The organism is Mesorhizobium sp. M7A.F.Ca.CA.002.04.1.1 (assembly GCF_004022805.1).
GTDB lineage: Bacteria > Pseudomonadota > Alphaproteobacteria > Rhizobiales > Rhizobiaceae > Mesorhizobium > Mesorhizobium ciceri.
The window spans coordinates 1-2,172 of sequence record NZ_RZPL01000870.1 but is presented as its reverse complement, the minus strand read 5'-3'; the positions used below and the strand labels follow the sequence as shown (position 1 = coordinate 2,172).

Genomic DNA, 2,172 nt, shown 5'->3' with positions numbered 1-2,172 from the left:
ATATAGAAGCGCGGCGCGCCTTCGGAGGGATAGCGTGCGTTGAGACGAGCGATCTCGGCACGCGCGAATTCGAGGATTTCGGTGTCGGCAGCATCGATCTCGGTCTTCGAGTCCGGCCAGTCCGACAGCAGCGCGAAATGGATTTCATCGGCCGTGTTGGCGAGATGATGCACCTCGATATTGCGGATGTTTTCCTCGACATCGTCGCGCGAGCCGATCAGCGACGGAACCACCACCAGCGTGCGCGCCTCGGGCGGCACGCCGTGCCGGTAATCGTAGCCGACGAGGCGCGTCGGTTTCAGGAACAGCGAAACGACCGTGTTGAAGAAGGCGAGCGCGCCCTCGCTGGCCGGCACGGCAAAAAGCGCCAGCATGAGGACGATCGAGGGCACCGACAGGCCGAGATTGGCAAGCGCGTTGCCTGAGAGGACGAGAAGCAGCGCCGTCAGCGCAAACACCGGTACGACGATGCCGAGCCAGCCGGTCTTGCGGAAGGCACGCTTGACTGTCTGGCTGATGGTGGGTCGATAGCCGATCGCCTTCTCCAGCTCGAGCCGGCGTGGGCCGACGAGAAAGAAGCCGACATCGGTGTGGGCGGACCCGGTTAAAACGACGTCGCCGTCGCCATCGCTGGCGGCGTGGCCGGCCAGCTCGATGGCCTTCTCGGCGACGCGATATTCCGAAAGGTTCGAGCGGCGCGCCAATTCCTCGATCGCGGTCCGGTACTGGTCGCGCGAGAAGAAGTCGAGCGCGGCGAAATCGGTACGCTCGCGCAGCACGGTGTCGATGCGGCTGACGCCTTCGAACCACACGGTCCAATCGACGTCGTTGATGAGGCGCAGGCCACGAATGATGTTGCCCGTCGTCACATTGCCGCTGGACAACGTGTGATGTTCGGAAATGATGATTTCCTCGGCATCGGAGCCGGTCTTTTCGAGCTCGCCTTCCAGCCATTCCAGAGCCTTGCCGGCATTCTGCGAGCCATCGCGCAGGCGATAGAGCAGCTGGGTGGCGAAGGTGGTGTCCTGTGCGTGTGCGCTGAAATTGGACAGGATCGACTGCCGGTCGGCGCTGTCGTCGGTGGCCAGGACCTTGTCTGCCACATCGTTGGCGATCTGACGCATCTGACGGGTTCGATTGACCCTGACCGCCAGCCGGCGCAGATTTTCGATCAGCACGAAGCGCAACAGCGAAGGCAGCGCCCAGAGTTCGCCGATCTTCAGCGGCTCGACCGACTGAAAACCCTGGACGATGGACTTGAACATCGTCGCCGAAACGGAACTGTCCGAATGTGCGACATAGGTCCAGGCCAGCGCCAGCGCGCGCGGCACGCTGCCGCCGTCAGGCAGTTTCAAGGTCGGCAGCTGGCGATAGAAGCGGCGCGGCAGGTCGCGCTTGACCTGGAAAATGGTCTCTTCGACCAGGTAATTGTTGTCGAGCAGCCATTGTGCCGCCGGCGTGATCGTCTCGCCCCTCGCCTGCGCCGCATTGGTCGACCGGTAGACTTCCAAAATCTTCTTGGCGCTGTCGCGGATACGGGCCTGAAAATCGAAGGGCGTCAGCCCGAACAGATCTGTGAGGTCGCCTTTCGCCAGGCTTTCACCGAGCAGCCGAAGGCGCTCTTCGGGCAGGTAATTGGAGCGGATCGGCTCTTCGGTGATGGCCGGGAAGCTCGCGCTTGTCTTCTCGATTTGGGCAGGATTCGTCTGAATATTCATTGAAAATTCCGTAAGCGGGCACTGAGCGGCGTCACCGCCACGGCAATGGCCCTAAAACCGGTTCAAATGCAATTGGTTGCATAAACCCCACTTGCCGAAAGTTTGTTTCCGCACCACGACAGGGCGTCGTCTCTCAGCAAAACTCAAAGACAAGCACCCCACTTCCCGCCAGCCAGATCGGCGGAGAGGATTCAGGCTTTTTCGTGATGCCGCCAGCAGCTTACGCTATATTTCGCCGGTACCGCGATCATGTTTGGAAACAAGCGTTAATCGTTGCCGGCGATGGCGCGGATCCGGATCACGTACAGCGTTGCCTCATGGGCGGGTTGGACAAGCAGGCCGGTGCTGACCGGCCCGGACAGCAGCGTGTCGAGCGGCCCGAGGCGAACCGGTTCAGCGGCGGGCACACTGATGTCGCCGTCCCAGCACAGGATGAGCGTTGTGCCGGCCTCAG

Annotated in this window: 2 pseudogenes; both read right to left on the bottom strand. The window is 61.8% G+C overall.

Annotated features, from left to right (window positions below):
* Nucleotides 1–1,718, bottom strand: a pseudogene (locus tag ENZ75_RS29720) (protein ndvB); the annotation flags it as partial.
* A gap of 266 nt (nucleotides 1,719–1,984) precedes the next feature.
* Nucleotides 1,985–2,172 (bottom strand): annotated as a pseudogene (locus tag ENZ75_RS29715) (HutD family protein); the annotation flags it as partial.